This window comes from Verrucomicrobiia bacterium, from assembly GCA_036268055.1.
Taxonomy (GTDB): domain Bacteria; phylum Verrucomicrobiota; class Verrucomicrobiia; order Limisphaerales; family Pedosphaeraceae; genus DATAUW01.
This window is the reverse complement of record DATAUW010000007.1, coordinates 22,267-38,286: the sequence shown is the minus strand read 5'-3', so window position 1 is coordinate 38,286 and position 16,020 is coordinate 22,267. Positions and strand designations below refer to the sequence as shown.

11 protein-coding genes are annotated in these 16,020 nt (G+C 55.7%); 6 read left to right on the top strand and 5 right to left on the bottom strand.

Features of this window, described 5'->3' with window-relative positions; genetic code table 11:
• Both mutS and VH413_03185 read right to left on the bottom strand, forming a co-directional pair.
• Positions 1-2,315 (bottom strand): DNA mismatch repair protein MutS (gene mutS / locus VH413_03190; GenBank protein ID HEX3797683.1); only part of this gene is annotated, 2,315 nt, incomplete at its 3' end.
• A gap of 117 nt (positions 2,316-2,432) precedes the next feature.
• A complete protein-coding gene (locus VH413_03185) occupies positions 2,433-2,765 on the bottom strand; it encodes a hypothetical protein (GenBank protein HEX3797682.1) in 333 nt (110 codons plus the stop codon).
• A 368-nt stretch (positions 2,766-3,133) separates the two neighbouring features.
• Here VH413_03185 and VH413_03180 point away from each other — a divergent pair, with 368 nt between their 5' ends.
• Positions 3,134-4,288 carry a hypothetical protein gene (locus VH413_03180; protein HEX3797681.1) on the top strand — a complete coding sequence of 385 codons (1,155 nt, stop codon included), beginning with the start codon at positions 3,134-3,136 and terminating at the stop codon, positions 4,286-4,288.
• Position 4,289: 1 nt separating this feature from the next.
• Here the strand turns inward: VH413_03180 and VH413_03175 are convergent, their stop codons facing one another.
• Together VH413_03175 and VH413_03170 are read right to left on the bottom strand one after the other, a co-directional pair.
• Positions 4,290-5,267 carry a metallophosphoesterase gene (locus tag VH413_03175; GenBank protein ID HEX3797680.1) on the bottom strand — a complete coding sequence of 326 codons (978 nt, stop codon included), beginning with the start codon at positions 5,265-5,267 and terminating at the stop codon, positions 4,290-4,292.
• Between the two features lie 12 nt (positions 5,268-5,279).
• Positions 5,280-6,386, bottom strand: coding sequence for an ATP-binding protein (locus VH413_03170; protein ID HEX3797679.1), 1,107 nt, complete (start codon positions 6,384-6,386; stop codon positions 5,280-5,282).
• 386 nt (positions 6,387-6,772) lie between these two features.
• On the opposite strand from VH413_03170, the gene VH413_03165 reads away from it, so the two are divergent.
• Positions 6,773-7,777: a hypothetical protein gene (locus VH413_03165; protein HEX3797678.1), complete on the top strand. Its 1,005-nt coding sequence runs from the start codon at positions 6,773-6,775 to the stop codon at positions 7,775-7,777.
• Positions 7,778-8,491: 714 nt separating this feature from the next.
• Here VH413_03165 and VH413_03160 read toward each other — a convergent pair.
• Positions 8,492-9,781 (bottom strand): outer membrane protein transport protein, encoded by a 1,290-nt coding sequence (locus tag VH413_03160; protein HEX3797677.1) that lies wholly within the window; start codon positions 9,779-9,781, stop codon positions 8,492-8,494.
• A gap of 323 nt (positions 9,782-10,104) precedes the next feature.
• Between VH413_03160 and VH413_03155 the strand changes: the two genes are divergently transcribed.
• Genes VH413_03155 through VH413_03140 form a run of 4 tightly spaced genes read left to right on the top strand, consistent with a single transcriptional unit; the run spans position 10,105 to position 15,667 of the window.
• Positions 10,105-10,227 (top strand): hypothetical protein, encoded by a 123-nt coding sequence (locus tag VH413_03155; GenBank protein ID HEX3797676.1) that lies wholly within the window; start codon positions 10,105-10,107, stop codon positions 10,225-10,227.
• A 7-nt stretch (positions 10,228-10,234) separates the two neighbouring features.
• Positions 10,235-11,650: an SAM-dependent methyltransferase gene (locus tag VH413_03150; protein HEX3797675.1), complete on the top strand. Its 1,416-nt coding sequence runs from the start codon at positions 10,235-10,237 to the stop codon at positions 11,648-11,650.
• Positions 11,643-14,396, top strand: a complete 2,754-nt coding sequence (locus VH413_03145) for an ATP-binding protein (GenBank protein ID HEX3797674.1) — start codon at positions 11,643-11,645, stop codon at positions 14,394-14,396. The genes VH413_03150 and VH413_03145 overlap by 8 nt, the downstream gene beginning before the upstream one ends.
• Before the next feature lie 5 nt (positions 14,397-14,401).
• A complete protein-coding gene (locus tag VH413_03140; protein HEX3797673.1) occupies positions 14,402-15,667 on the top strand; it encodes a hybrid sensor histidine kinase/response regulator in 1,266 nt (421 codons plus the stop codon).
• Positions 15,668-16,020 lie beyond the last annotated feature (353 nt).

The following is a 16,020-nucleotide window of genomic DNA, read 5'->3' as shown; positions in this document are numbered from 1 at the left end:
TTGAAATTTTTCAGGCGTGGCAAGCGCGCCGCGAGTTCCGTCAACTCGTGATAATGCGTCGCGAACAGCGTCTTCGCACCGACTTGATTGTGCAAATGCTCCACGATGGACCACGCGAGGCTCAAGCCATCGAAGGTGCTCGTGCCGCGGCCGATTTCATCGAGCACGATGAGGCTGCGCGGCGTGGCGTTGTTCAGGATGTTGGCGGTCTCGGTCATCTCCACCATGAAGGTGCTTTGGCCGCGCGCGAGGTCGTCGCTCGCGCCGATGCGCGTGAAGATGCGATCCACCAAATCAATGCGCGCCTCCGCCGCTGGAATAAACGAACCGGTGTGCGCGAGCAACGCGAGCAACGCCACCTGCCGGATGTAAGTGCTCTTGCCCGCCATGTTCGGGCCGGTGATCAAGGCGATTTGCGCGCCCGCGCCGAGTTGCGTGTCGTTGGGAACGAAGCGTTCCTCGTTCAGATTTTGCTCAAGCACGGGATGGCGTCCATCGCGAATCAGCAGGACGCCCGCCTCGCCAACTTGCGGACGGCAATGGCCGTGCAACCGCGCGGTTTCGGCGAAGGACGCCAGCACGTCGAGTTGCGCGAGCGCCGACGCGCTGCCGAGGATTTGCGCCAAGTGACCGAGCACGCCTTCGCGCACGCGCAGGAATAATTCGTATTCCAGTTTGAGGCTGCGTTCTTCCGCGCCCAAAATTTTTCCCTCCATCTCCTTCAACTCAGGCGTGATGAAACGCTCGCCGTTCGCGATGGTCTGCTTGCGGATATATTGCGGCGGAACCTTGTCGAGATTGCTGCGCGTGATTTCGATGTAATAGCCGAACACGGAATTAAATCGCACCTTGAGCGAAGCAATGCCCGTGCGCTCGATCTCGTCCTGCTGCAATTTCGCGATCCAATCCTTGCCGCTGCGCGACGCCTGGCGCAACTCGTCGAGCGCAGGGTCGAAGCCATCGCGAATCAATCCGCCATCCTTCAAGGCCAGCGGCGGTTCATCGGCAATGGCGCGGGAAATCAATTCAACGATGGCGGGCAGTTCGGCGATCTGCGCATCCAACTCGGCCAACAGGCTTGGCGATGCAACATCCGATTTTTCATCGCCGGCGAAAACGGTTTCGCTCAATGAATCGGAAGGCGATGGCGCCATTTCATTTTCCACTTCGCGCAAAATTTGTTTCAGCGCGGGCAACTGTTCGAGCGCGAGCCGGAGAGCGGCGAGGTCGCGGCCATTGCCCGTGCCGGTGCTGAGGCGTCCAATGGTGCGTTCGAGATCGCGGACGCTGGCCAGTTGCGCGCGAAATTTTTCCAGCGAAGAACCGTGGTTGATCCACGATTGCACGGCGTTCTGGCGGCGGCGGATGGCGAGGGCATCGCCCAGCGGTTGCGAAAGCCAGTCGCGCAAGCGGCGCGCGCCCATCGGTGTGGTGGTTCGATTGAGCGCGCCGTAAAGCGTGGCCGCGCGCGGGGCGTCGCGATGGAGTGGTTCAAGAATCTCAAGATGGCGAAGCGTCGTGATGTCGAGATTCAGATAATCGGCGGTGCGATAGCAACCGAGCGAAGTGAGATGCGCGACGTCGCGCCGCAGGTGTTGGGTCAGGTAATGCAGCACCGCGCCCGCCGCGCCGATGGTGGCGAATTTATTCTTGAGCCCGAAACCATCGAGCGAGGCGACCTTGAAATGATCGCGCACCGTGAATTGCGCCGTCTCCGGGGCGAAAACCCACTCCTCGTAGGAATTGACGATCGGAAACATTTCGCGCAACAGGGATTGCAGCGCAACAGCCATCGCGGGCGCAATGATTTCGGCGGGACGCAACCGCTCCAGTTCCGTCAGCAAGGCCGGTTCGCCTTCGACTTCGGTGCATTTGAAACTGCCGGTCGTGAGGTCCACCAGCGCGAGGCCGAAATTTTTTCCAACGCCATAAACGGCTGCGAGAAAATTATTGCGCTCGGCCTGGAGCATGCGTTCGTCGAAATGCGTGCCGGGACTGAGGATTTGCGTGACCTCGCGTTTGACAAGCTGGCCGGGACGGGCTTCCTCGACCTGATCGCAGATGGCGACTTTGCGGCCCGCCCTGAGAATGCGCGAGATGTAATTGTTCGCGGCGTGAAAGGGAATGCCGCACATGGGAACCACGCCGCGCTTGGTGAGGGCGACGTTGAGCAGTTGAGCGCCGACGGTGGCATCGTCAAAAAAAAGCTCATAAAAATCCCCGAGGCGAAAGAGCAGAAGCGCATCCTTGGGCAGCTCGCTCTTGATGCGGCGGTATTGCGCCATCATCGGGGTGAGTTCTTTTTCAACGGACATTTCGGAAAATTTTAGACGGCTTTGAGGCGGAGGTCGAAAGGAATTTTGGGGCGGCGGTTTTTAAACGCGGAGACGCGGAGGCGCGGAGAAACTAAGTTTAGCAGCCACGGAAGAACATCATATAAATTCTTCTCCTGTCTCGCAAAAAATCCGTCCACCAAGCAATGTCGCAAGCTGCTTGAACTTAGCAAACAAGGTTTCATCCATGCCTTTCACCTCGACATCGCCATTTCGGAGGAGAACAAACCACGCTGGATAGCCGGCCGGATAAGAACGCCACACAGCCCAAACGCCTGTTAAAGCGCCACGTGGTCCTGAATGGTCAGGCTGTTCAAGTGCAAGCTCTGGAATAGCAGCAACAGCGGAACGCCACTCAGTCTCGGTAATCTCTCGGCAACCTTCTTTGACAAAAGGGCCAGAGTTTCGGGTGATGTAGTAATACTCACTCATATTGTAGCGCGGCTTAAAATTTTTTTGGTCGTGGTAAGTGCATAATTTAATGCGCGGGTGACAACCCTGGTGTGGCGGCTCTCATGTGTATATGAAAACCGAATGGCAAATATCAGTCAAAACATATGTTCAATAAGCGGAAAGTTGTGGCAAAGCTTGGCAAAAAATCCTGGGCACCGCCGCGTTATTCATTTGGAATATGCTTCGGAACTGCTGCCGGATAGCTTGCAATGGCTGGTTGAAGACTCATTTAGATAGTTTCAGGATTATAAACATGAGGCCAAATTCCACTTTACAGTCATGCGGGTACGGTCGAGTGTTTCACGATGAGAAGGATTTTTTTCTTACCGCTTTTTATCGCGCTGCTGATGGCTTGTGCGCCAATCAAGGGATCGGTCCTGGCTGCGAATCCTGCGGCTACAAATGCGCCACCGGGAGTGGAAATGGCGCAGGCGGTTTCGACGATCACGGGCGTGGCGATCTCGCCGTTGTTTGGCGCGGCGGCGGTGGGCGCGTGGAAATATTATCAGGCACCCATCATGGCGCGCGGACAACTGCCGTGGTTCGCGCAGCCGTGGTTTTGGATACCGGCGTTGGTCATCGTGGGAATCTGCGCGCTCAAGGACGTATTCGGAATGGCGGTTCCGGCGGTTTTCAAAAAGCCGTTCGATGTGTTGGAGGTGATTCAACATAAGGTAAGCGCGTTGATTTTGATCGGCGCGTTTGTGCCATTGGTGGCGACGATTTATAAAACTTCCGGCGCGGCGGTGCCGGCATCGTTTAACACGACCGCGGCGCATGGGTTTCTGGCGGTCGTGAGTCCGGCGTGGATTTACACCGGCGCGCTGGTGCCAGCGTTGATTCTCGCTTTCTTCATCGTGTTCTTGGCGTCGAATGCGATCAATATTTTGATCTTGCTAAGCCCGTTTCCAGTTTTGGATGCGTTGCTGAAATTATTCCGGCTCGCGCTCCTGGCGACGGTGGTGATTTCGGCCTTCTTAAATCCGTGGCTGGGCGCGGCGTGGTCGCTCCTGATTATTTTGGCGGCGTCGCTGATCGCGGGATGGTCGTTCCGGCTTTCGCATTTTGGGATGACGTTTATTTGGGATTACCTGACGAACCACGCGCGGCGGTTCGTGCCGGACCAGACGGCGAACGCCATGTTTCTCGGGCGCAAAACCCAGGGCGTGCCGATTCGCACTTACGGCAAGCTGTTGAACGATCCGCAAGGCAACCTGATTTTTCACTATCATCCGTGGCTCGTGCTGCCGCGGCGGACGCTGGCTTTGCCCGTGGGAATTTATACTGTGGGACGCGGTTTGGTTTATTCGGAGATATTAAAAGTGGAGGGCGCGCAGAATCGTTCGGTGATGCTGTTGCCGCCGCGCTACCGGTCGCATGAACAGGAACTGGCGGTGATTTACGGCTTGCCCGGCGTACGCGACACGGGTTTGCGCGCGGCCTTCGTGTGGCTGAAGGAATGGCTGGGCTTTCGACCGCGACTGGCAGTTGCGGCAATTTGAATCAGCGTTTCAGATGATGGAATTGGAAACGCGCCGGACGAACGGCGTCGTCATCCAATTCAACGGTGTAATAGCCGCCGTCCTTCAATAATTCAATTCCCGCGAGCGATGGGCACAGGCGCACCTTGAACGGACGCCAATGCCGCGCTTCGGAAAGAGCGGTGCTCATGCGCCTGGCGGTCGAACCCAGAAAACGAATCGGCGGAATGCCCGCGAGCACGCGGCTGTTGCGATAGATCAGATTCGAGTGCAAGTGGCCGACGATGGTTTGTTCGACTTGAGAAAGTTTTTCGCGAACAGCTTTTTCGCGCGAGAGAAAAGGCAGCGCCGACGGATCGTGACAAAAAAGCAGCACGCGCTGGTGCGGTTGAAGAGCGGCAAACGCTTCGCCAATTTCGGCGAGGTGCTCACTGGCAAGACGCCTCCATTCCGGCAATTCGTCTGGTAAAATATCGGGACCAAACAGCGGCAGCGCAATGAGCGAAGACGTCACTCCCATCAAAACGTAATTCCCCAGCGTGACCTGCCAGAAAGTTTGAAGACCGAGTTCCTCACGCGCCCGGCGAAAACTTTCTAACCGCATGCCGCCGCGTCCACCAAAAAAACTGAGTTTGCCGAATTCGTGATCGCCGAGAGTGGCGCGAAAATTTGGCGAGAATTTTTCGCGAAGTTTGCCGAGGCATTCGCGGGCGCTTTGCAGCGAATTGTCGTCGCTCAAGCCGACGAAGGCGGTGTCGCAATTATAATCCCCGTTGGCGATGACCCAGTCCGGCGAACCGGCGCGCGCGATAAATTCATCGAGCCGCACATTTTGGCCGAGCGGTTCGCGCAACCAGATATGGCGGCGATAGGTTTTGATGAACAGGCGCAACGCGGGATTGGCGACTTCGCGGATTTCGTAATCGTTGCCGAGAGCCTGTTCAGCGGCGCAGGCATAATGGATGTCACTGAGAATGGCGACCTGATAACTGCGAGGCATGCGTGCAAAGGCTCAGTTATTCACGCTGGCCGGCAAAAGAATGGTGAAGGCGGTGCCTTTGTTCGGCTCGCTGCGGACCGAGATCAGGCCGCGGTGTTCCTGGATGATGCGGCGCGTGATGGCGAGGCCGAGGCCGGTGCCATCGGGCTTGGTGGTGAAAAACGGCTCGAACAGGCGCTCCATGTTTTCGTCCGAAATGCCGCTGCCGCTGTCCTGGATGATGAGGCGCAGAAAATGGCCCCCGGGCAGCGGCGCCAAGCCTTCGAGCGTGGTTTCACCCGGTAAAATGTCCGTGGAAACTTCGAGCCGCCCATTGTCATCCATCGCGTCGAGCGCGTTGAAGAAAAGATTCAGCAAGGCTTGTTCGATCTGGTCGGCGTCACCGGCGACGAGGTCATCCGCGGCATTGAAAGCGCGCGTCATTTTGATTTTCTTTTCGTCGAGCAAATGCTGGATGAGCAGGAGCGACTTGTTCAGGACGAAGTGCAGATGAACCGAGGAAATCGTGGGCTTGGCGGGGCCGGAGAATTTGAGCATCTGGCCGACGATGGAATCAATGCGGTTCATTTCCAGCCGCACGATGTCGGCGAGGTCGGCATCGCGATTTTTTTCCAGCAACAGATCCACGAACGTGCGGACGGCGACGAAGGCATTTTTTACTTCGTGCGCCATGCTGGCGGAAAGTGTGCCCATGCTGTGCAGGCGGTCGAGGCGGCGCATGTTGGCTTCCCACTTGCGAACGGTCGAAATATCATTGAGCACGACGGTGACGCTCGTGCCGCCGCCGGGCGCGCGCGTGGGTGTGGTGCTGACCTGGATGGCGAGGTCGCCGCGCTTTTGGTCGCGGAAAAGGATGCGGCGTTCGCTGATGGCCTGGCCGGTGGAAAAAGTTTCGGCAATGAGCGGTTGCAGGGAGGCGGGCAGCAGGTCAAAACTTTTTCCCAGCGCCTGGGTGGATTTCAATCCGGTGAGTTGTTCCGCCTGGGGATTGAACGCGGTGATAGCCTGCCGTTCGTCGAAACAAATCACGGCACAATCTAAGCAATCGCGGAGGACACTTACGAAATCCAGACCGTCGTTACGGTCATCCGCGTTAGCTGGTTGAGGATTTATCGGCATAACAACAAATACTGGTCATGTGCGTCCCACCCAATTCCGCCGACCGCGCCGAACAAAAATGAATATGTGATTTAATAATAATAACCGTCTCTTGCCAAGTGTTTTAGCGATAATCGCAAAAAAAGTTTTTGCCGCCCCTCAAAGAGGAAGGAGCATTTGCGATTCACTTTTTTTCGCCATCGTCCGATGAGGAATAAGGCACTTGTGAGTCGCGAGGAAAGAATTTTTTTCGCGAGAACCGAAATATTTCGGTCATCACCTGAATGAAACGGGAATTACAAGCCGGTTGTAACTGGCGAGGCCGGCTGGTTTTTGGTTAGAAGTAATTGCCACCGGCCCGTTGGGACATTGACGCATGACGATTAAACCGATAACACTAATGATATATGGCTGAACAAGAGTTCGATCCGATTGAATCCTGGTTCATTGCCGCGGAAGAGCTGGGCGAATACATCGGCATCCGCTTCGGGCGCGTGCCGCCGGGCGCGACCGAGCCGGAATGGATTTTTTTGCGGCACACGGAATTTGACGGGATTGGCGGTTTCGCGGACATCCTGCGCCAGCGGGGGGCGCAATTACCGCGCCTGGCAGCCATCAAGCATCCGTCCAATCCTTCATGGATGCCATTGGTCAAATCGGTTCCCAAACTTTTGAAGTCGCGGCATCCCTTGAAGTGGGGGCAACTTGGCGGGGAGACGCAACCCACGACCAATTCCAAGCCGCCGCCCGCGGTCGCGTGGCATGTTTTTGAGGAAACGGAAACCACGCAGGTGCGCCGCGCGTGCCGCAAAGGCGGCGTGACGGTGAATTCATTTTTGCTCAAGCATCTCAGCAAGGCCGTGCGGCCCGATTTGCAGGATGAAGCCGCGGTGATCCCGTGGATGGTTCCGGTGAATTTGCGCGGCAAGGTCAAGCGCGGGAGCGATACCTCGAACCATTCGAGTTACATCGGCGTGAAGGTCTGCTCCTACGAGACGGTGCATGACATCCATCAGAAAATTTACGCGGCGCTCGGACGCGGCGAGCATTGGGCAAATTGGTATGCCTACGAGTCGGGGCGGTTGCTGAGCCACGGGGCGAAGAAAAAGTTCGTGGAAACGGGCCGTTGCATGCCGGAATGGTATTTGGGCGGCTTCTCAAATCTCGGCGACTGGGATGCCGAGAAAAAAATCACCGCGCCGGGCTGCCTCGGCGGATGGATCTTTACCCCGCCGGTGTTGCGCTGCCAATTACTGGGTGCGGGCTGCGTGACGTTTCAGAATCGCCTGAGCCTCACGATCCAGGTGCATCCCGAATTGACGACGTCGTCAGCGGTGCCGGAAACGTGGGTGCGGAACTGGGTGAAGGAAATCGAGATGGATTTGTCGAGCGTGCTTTCGGATGTGGTTTAGGGTGGGAGGAAATCTCGCGGTGGTTAGGCTGCTAGCGACAGGAAAACTGCGCTAGCGATGGCGAGCAGACAATTTTGGGCGAATGAATTTCCTGGGGCTCGCCTCCGCTTTAGGATTAACCTCAATCTCTGGATAACTTAGGCAAGCAGCTTTTTTCTTCCTCGACTTCGCTTTTTCCCGTGCCGCCCGGCGAAGAAATTCAACCAGCGAAATCCCGGCCGAACGAGCAGCTCGTTCAAAAAGTCGCTTGTCCTTCAAATGCAGGCGAAGCGGATACGACGTTTGCATAGCGAGTTGTTGATACAGTTTATTGGAACGGATGGCAATGCGAGCGTTGGAGAAGAATGAAAGGGAAAACCGCTGAAGCGGTTGGAGCAGTCTATTGCGCCCGCGATCCCCTTGCTGAAGCAAGGGGTTAATGAGAAGCAGCGGTGAAATTTAGAGCTGCTGTAAATTTATTCGAGGGCGTTTGCGCTTATAAATTTTGCGCAATATTACCCATCCAGTCGTTCTTGGAGAAGTGTATCAGCTGAAAAATTTCAACCTGTAGCGGCGGTCTCTGATCGCCGAATCTGTTGAAAAACGGCGGTCATAGACCGCCGCTACGGTGGAAGCTTATTCGTTCCTTATCTTTGCCCCATAAAAATAAAAAAGCCAGCCGTGAGGCTGGCTTTAATGTTGCCGCTAGTCGTAATAACGGCGACGGGATTTTGCCTAAAATTTGTAGCTGACGGAGCCGTTGAATGCGTTGTTGATGGTGCGGTAATCGCCATCCACGGACGGCCCGTAAGAACTGTTGGCGACCTGGCGGCTCGGATTTACAGCAACCGTATAGGAGAACGCCCAACCCCAATGTTCGCCGTGATGGCCGAAACCGGCGTTGAACAGGTGCAAATCGCTATCCGGGATGATGGGAGTGTAATTCGCGTCGGGGCTCGAATTCTCGCTATAGATGTAGCCGACGCTGACGAACCAGCCTTTGCCGAATTTGCGCGTCACGCCGAAATCATACATGAAGCTCGACCGATAATTCAGCGGCAGCGAAGGAATGGGTGCGCCCGATGCACCAAGGTTTCCGTTGACGCTGATTTGCTTGGTTTCGGACCAGTCGGTCCAATCGAGGTCGAATTCGATATTCCAATTTTCAGTCGGCCGGAACGAAATACCACCGACGGCGTATTGCGGGAAACGAACTTTGGCGCTCAGGGGATTCGAGCCATCAAATGCGAACGGTCCAAGAAACGAAGTGCCGCTGACGGTCGAGTGCCCTTTGTAATCCATCGTCGTCTCAGAGTGATAATTCACGCCGAACGACCACATCTTGAACGGTTGATAATGGACGCCGGCGTTGAAACCCAAATCGTAATCGTCACCGACAAGATGCAAACGATCCGGATCGGCTACTACACCCTGGTTGAATTGGACTTTGGAATAATTGATCGTGGGGCCGGCGGCGATGGAAAGCTGAGGATTGATTTTCCAGGCGATGACCGGGTTGATCGTGGCGTAGAGCAAGTTGCCGTTCTGGGCCACATTGCGGAACGAGGGATCGCGATAATCAATGCCCAAACCGTAAGGGACATACACGCCGACGCCGAAAGAGATGGGATAGTTGGTTAAGGAATTGACGTAATAAAATTGGGGAACTTCGGTAAAGCCGCGATCGGTTTCGGCCGTAGCACCATTGGCTCCTTCAAATTTGCCGCCCGTGGAAATCACATACAATCCGGCGCTGACATTCTGGCCTTCAAGTTGGGTAATGCCGGCAGGGTTATAATAAATAGCGGAGGGATTATCGGCGGTGGCGACGAAGGCGTTGCCGCGGGCAATGGCTTCCGGGTCCTGATTGGGGAGGCGGAATCCGTCGGCACGGGCTGTGCCACGAGACGAGACGAGCGCGGCAAGAGACAGGACAGTGGCGCCAAACAGGACCTTGCCGCGCGACGTGCGCAGTGAGGAGCCAGGAGTGGGAACGCCTTGGACCATATTTCCGGTAGTAGTCATAGGGCAATGTTGGTTGGGATTGTGAGACAGTATTTCGACCGCCATCGAGGCGGCAATGTTTTTCGTCGAACGGTTTCGTTTCGTCATCGGTTCGGACAGAGCAGATGCCATACCACACGTTTTTTGTCCATCAATCGGAATAGGCGAAGTCTAAACGTCTGACAAGCCGGTAGGATAAAATAAACCTGTTCGGTAGTGGGGAATCGAGACTATAAGGAGAGCATAAATGGGCTTTGTGGAACGAAAAAACGGGGCCTGGGCTTCATGATTTCGTCCGCAAAAAGTTTTAGGCATGGTACTTGCGGCTTCACCCAAATAATTAGATGCAACCAAGCGCGCAGATAGATTATACGCGAGCGGCGCTCAATCGTGCCGCCCGCGCCATGCCAAATGTGCCGACCGCCGGTCAAAAATTGCCCACCGGCGGCATCGCGCATATTCTATAAGAACCACATGAATAGTTTTTCCGAAGATTGCCAAATCGTTTGCCGGAACAGCGACGGGCTGGAACTCCACGCCTCGATGGCCAAGCTGACGCGCTTTGCCGTGGTGTTTGAAGTCTATGGGCCGGGCAGCGGATTGCGGGTGTCCGAGGTGTTGAAGGAATTCCAGATCATTTTGCGCAAACGCGTGATCTATTCCGGGCGCGCGACGATTCGCAGCCTGGTCGCCACCGATCAAGTGGAAGTCTGTGAAGCGAGCTTGAGCGAAAGTTTCTGGCTCGATCTCGAATTGACGGCCGCTCAATCCATGAACGGCGCGCTGCGAAAAGAGTTCGATGGATTCATTCAGGATTGGCAGAAGCTCTACAACATCGTTCCCGAATACAAGATCATCATCGCGGACATGCAGAGTTTCTTCATGGATCTGCGGTTGTGGCTAAATCAGGTGGAATTGGTGGTCCGCGCCGCACCGGAAGCGGAACAGGCGGAGACGGAGGAACGCGTCACGCGCGAACTCGTCGCGCCGATCCTCCCGTGCATTGACGTGCTTTTTGAAAAATTCGAAACGATCGCCCTGAGCCTTGACGAAAATATCCGCGAGGCGCATCGCAGTTATATGCGGCGGCAGTTGCATCCGCTGGTTTTATGCGCGCCGTTTGCGCATCGCACTTTCGAGAAGCCGCTGGGTTACGCGGGCGATTACGAAATGGTGAACATGATCGTGCGCGACCTTTACGAAGGCAAATCGCTGTTCGCAAAAGTATTGAACACCTGGTTCCTCCGCCAGATGCCCGCCGAGGCGCATCGCAATCGCATCAAATATTTGCGTGACCGGCTTATCCAGGAAACCGCTCGGGCCGCGCGCGGCGGACGGCCGGCGAAGATTTTGAACCTGGGTTGCGGACCGGCGTTCGAGATCCAGCGTTTTCTCCAGGAATGCCCGATCAGCGACAACGCGCAATTCACGTTGCTCGATTTCAACGACGAGACGCTGCAATACACGCAGGGAAGATTGTCCACGATGGTGCGGAACCACAGCCGTCGCACTGAGGTGCAACTGCAAAAGAAATCGGTGCTGCAAGTGCTCAAGGAATACGCGCGGCCACGCGGCGAACAACCCAAGTACGACATGGTTTATTGCGCCGGTCTGTTCGATTACCTTGCCGACCCGGCGTGCAAGCATCTGATGAATATTTTCTACGACATGACATTGCCCGGCGGTTTGGTGCTGGCGACGAATGTGGAGCCTTCCAACCCGATGCGCAACGGCATGGAACATCTGCTCGATTGGAATTTGATTTACCGCAACGGCGCGCAATTCCGCACGCTGCGCCCGCAAAAAGCCGAGGACGAAAATGTGGAAGTCTATGGCGACGTCACCGGAGTGAACGTGATTCTTGAAGTAAGAAAGTCCGCCCATGCCTGAGTCCGCGCTACTGAAAGATCCCGAATTCAAAGCTGCGTTCCTCAAGAACGAGCAGCAGGAACGGATCAGCACCGGCAAGGTGGCGTCGGCGCTGGTGGTCGTACTCATGCCCGCGGGCGTGACGCTTGACTACGCGATGTATCCCGAAAAAACGCTCACGTTTCTCGTCGCCCGGCTGATCGTATCGTTTCTCGTCTCGGGGATTTTCGTTTTGCACTTCACGAAATTCGGGCGGAAGAACTACAAAGTGCTGGGATTGCCCATCGCACTCCTGCCCGCCGGTTCGATCGCGTGGATGATCTACGTTCTGCACAAACCGGACTCGCCGTATTACGCGGGATTGAATCTGATTTTGCTGGCGGTGAGCGTGGTGGTGCATTGGAGCACGCTGGAATCGCTGCTCGCGGTGATCGGGGTGTTGATCATGTATTTCGCGGCGTGCGTCCCGCAAGGCATCGGCGAGCACTCCAAGGACATTTTCAACAATCTTTATTTTCTCGGGTTGACCGGAATCATCGTCGTCACCGGCAATTATTTTTTCAATCAGTTGCGCTTTCGCGAATTCACGTTGCGTTACGAATTGGACAAGAGCCGCGCGTTGCTGGCCGAGAGCAACGAGAAATTGAAGGAATTGGACCAGATCAAGAACCGGTTCTTCGCGAACATCAGCCATGAGTTGCGCACGCCGCTGACGCTGTTGCTTTCGCCGCTGGAAAGCATGCTGCATAGCCGCAGCCAGCAATTCGATGAGCAGACGCGCAATTTGCTTTCGATCATGCACGGCAACGGCATGCGGTTGCTGAAATTGATCAACGATTTGCTTGACTTGGTGCGGCTTGAATCGGGTCGCATGGAAGTGAGACGCGAACCGGTCGAGATGCTGGCGTTCGTGCGCGGCTTGATGGGCGCGGCGCAACAGATGGCGGACATCAAGGGCTTGAAGCTGGTGAACGAGGTGCAGCCGGAATTGGGCGCGGTGCTGGTGGATCGCGACAAGCTGGAAAAGACCGTGCTGAATCTGGTTTTCAACGCGCTCAAATTTACTCCTGCGGGGGGTTGCGTGACATTGCGCGTGTTCTTGCGGATGGAACAAATCGCCTTGACGGTTGAAGATACTGGCGTCGGAATTTCGGCGAAGAATTTGCCGTTCGTGTTCGACCGGTTCTGGCAAGCGGACAATTCGTCCAAGCGAAAATACCAGGGCGTGGGCATCGGTTTGTCGCTGGTGAAAGAATTGACGGAAATCCAGGGCGGCAAAGTTTCCGTGACGAGCGAGGAAGGGAAGGGAACGACGTTCACTGTCATTCTGCCGTACATGCAAGCGGAAGGTCCGGCGGTTGCGAAAACGGAGCCTGCTTTACCTGCGCCTTTGGCCGCCGAGTCCGCGACGCCCGTTGTCAACAATGCGCCCGCACCCGCCATTGCCGCCAAGTCTGCCGATGCGCCTGCACCCGCGGTGCAATCGGAGGAATGGCTGTCAAATTTGTATCGGCGCGCGGAATTATTTCCCGTCACGGCGACTGCTCAGGACAAACCGCAAACGCTCGTGGTGCAAAAGAACAGTTCGCAGCCGACGCTGCTGGTGGCAGACGACGAACCGGATATGTTGCGGTTTCTTAAATCGCAATTACACGGCCATTATAATGTCGTCGAAGCCGTGGACGGCCAGCAAGCCGTGGACAAAGCGCTCGCGGTTGTGCCGGATGTCATTCTGCTGGACATGAACATGCCGGAGAAAGATGGCTTGCAGGTTTGCCGCGAATTGCGCCAGCAGCCGAGCACGCAACTGATTCCCATCGTCATTCTCACCGCGCGCGCGGATGAGGAAACGAAACTGACCGCGCTCTCCGCCGGCGCGAATGACTTTCTCTCGAAACCGTTTTCAACTTCTGAACTGCACGTGCGCGTGCGCAATCTGGTCGAGTCGCACCAAAATCGGATGAACCTGGCGCGGCAAAAACAAGTGCTCGAAAAGACTATCGAGCAACTCAAGGAAACCGAGACGCTGCTCGTGCAAACCGAGAAGATGGCTTCGCTCGGCCGCATGAGCGCGGGCATCCTGCATGAGATCAACAATCCGTTGAACTACGCCACGACCGGGCTTTACACGCTGCAAAAGAAGCGCCAACACGTCGCTCCCGAACAGCAGGCGGAGTACGGCGAAGTGCTCGACGAAGTGAATGAAGGCATCGCGCGCGTGCGCAGCATCGTGTCGGACTTGAAATCGTTCACGCATCCCGACACGGAAATGCGCGATGCCGTCGAAGTGCCGCTGATCGTTGGTTCCGCGCTGCGTTTTCTCAGCAGCGAATGGAAGGACAAGGTGCTGGTCGAACAGAAATTGCCGGAACATCTGTTGATCCACGGCAATCGCAACAAACTGCTGCAAGTGTTCGTGAACCTGTTGCAAAATTCGCTCGACGCCGTGCGGCGGAAAAATTTCGCGGACGATGAGCAGCCGAAGATCAGCATCGAAGGCCGCGTTGAAAGCGGCAAAGTCATCGTCACCGTGCGCGATAATGGCGAAGGCATCGAAGCGCAGGCGCTGGATAAGGTGTTCGACCCATTCTTCACGACCAAGGACGTTGGCGAAGGCATGGGCCTGGGCCTGACGATTTGTTATCGCATCGTGCACGAATATCAGGGGCGCATTTCCGTCCAGAGCGCGCGCGGGAAATATTCCGAGTTCCGGCTGGAATTTCCCTTCGTGGCCGCCGACGTCGCCGTGACCCAAACCGCCGCATAAAATTTATGAGCAGCCTGCCTAACTACAAAAAATTCGCCGTGCTTTATGTGGACGACGAAGAGAAATCCTTGAAATCTTTTTCGCGCGCATTCGGCGATGAATTTTGGATCATGACCGCCAACAGCGCGCAGGAAGGTTTGAAATTGCTGGAGGAACACAAGGACGAGATCGGCTTGCTCATGACCGACCAGCGCATGCCCGGTGAAAAAGGCGTGTGGCTGCTCGAACAGGTGCGCCAACTGCGCCCGCACATCATCCGCGTCATGGCCACCGGCTACACGGACACCGAGGCGGTCGTCGCCGCGGTGAACACTGGCGCGATTTATAAATTCGTGAATAAACCGTGGGACCCGCCGCAGTTGGAGATCACGCTCAAGCGCGGCCTGGAATATTTCATGGTGCAACAAGAGCGCGACCAGCTCCTGCGCGAAAAAACCGCCGTGCTCCACCAGATGATGGTGGCCGACCGCGTGGTCAGTTTGGGATTGCTCGCGGCGGGGTTGAGCCATCACATCCGCAATTCGCTCGTCGCGGTGAAAACTTTTCTGGATTTGACGCCGATGAAATTACAGGAGGAGAAAGTGGACCTCGGGAATTTGCGCAACCCGGATTTCTGGAAGGATTATTACCAGAACGTGCAAGGCCAGATCGAAAAGATCAACGACCTGCTCAAGGATTTGTGGCTCGCCTCGGAACGGCCGCCCTTTCAATTCGCCGACAAAATCCGACTGGATGAAATCGTGGCGAAAGTTTTGACCGCCATGAAACCGCGCCTGGACGCGGCGAAACTGAAAGTGATCAATCACATTCCCGACACGTTGCCGCCGTTGATGGTGGACCAGCCGAAGTTCATCCGCCTGTTCGAGTTATTGTTGAAGGACGAAATCGCGAGTTTGCCGGCGGGCAGTGAAATCACATTCTCGGCGCGCGTATCGCCGGAATCCACCGGACAACGCCGCGAAATTATTCTCGAGATCGAGGACAATGGTCCTGGCCTGTCGGCGGAGGCGTTGCGCGTGATGTTCGATCCGTTCGTGTTGCGCGCGGACAGTCCGCAGGAATACGGCATCAGCCTGATCGCGTGCTATTTCATCGTGCATCATCACGGTGGACGCATCGAGGCGCGGAGCGCGAAGCCCCACGGAACCGTCTTCAGCGTGCGCCTGCTGGCCAACCCGAATCAACCCGCCGTGAGCGAGGAAAATCCCGAGCTTCTGCAAAAAGTATTGTTGAATAATGCGCTGTGGGAAAAAATGCTGACGTCAGAATAGGGGGAAGTTTCAAGTTTTCTTAGCCACGGATGGAACACGAATTAAACACGGATTTTGGGAAACCGATGAGTTACCAATTTCCGAGTTAGTTTTTTTGCAGCTATTCCGTGTTTCGTCCGTGTTCCATCCGTGGCGAAAAATGATCCGGAATTTTTTTTATTTTGATCATTAAGGGATTGAATATTCGTCCTATATCCCAATGGGATTTTTACGGACACCAATGTCAGTATTTCCTCCCGTTGCATTTGCTCCAGCTAATAGGTAATTAAAACGCCGTCCTGATGCAAATCAGGAAATCACCGTCAACTGGCTCAAAAACGATGTATATTTGCATAGATGCTTGCGGAAAAAAA